Source organism: Algibacter sp. TI.3.09, from assembly GCF_038154905.1.
In the GTDB taxonomy this organism is placed as follows: Bacteria; Bacteroidota; Bacteroidia; order Flavobacteriales; family Flavobacteriaceae; genus Algibacter.
This window is the reverse complement of the sequence record NZ_JBAKAN010000059.1, coordinates 1-291: the sequence shown is the minus strand read 5'-3', so window position 1 is coordinate 291 and position 291 is coordinate 1. Positions and strand designations below refer to the sequence as shown.

The window sequence follows — 291 nt, the reverse complement described above, 5'->3', positions numbered from 1 at the left end:
TAAATTTACAGTATCATAAAAACCCAAATCATGACAACAACATTACCTGCCTTAAAAAACAAAATAGTAGTACTTACTACGCTGTTATTTAGTTTAATAAGTACTTCACAAAACACACCTTTTAATTGTGATTATTGCGCTTATCTTTTTCAGTATAACGATGTTTATGCTATTGATTTAGCTTCGGGAAATTCATTTCTCGCAGCAGAAGATGTTACTCCAGGAAATATTAATGCAGCAGCCTACAATCCTGCAGATGGTTATATTTGGGGGTATGTAAGTACTCCTGCT

The 291-nt window shown here is 33.3% G+C and carries 1 pseudogene; it reads left to right on the top strand.

What is annotated here, in order from left to right:
• Nucleotides 1-30: 30 nt before the first annotated feature.
• Nucleotides 31-291, top strand: a pseudogene (locus V6246_RS18310) (hypothetical protein); the annotation flags it as partial.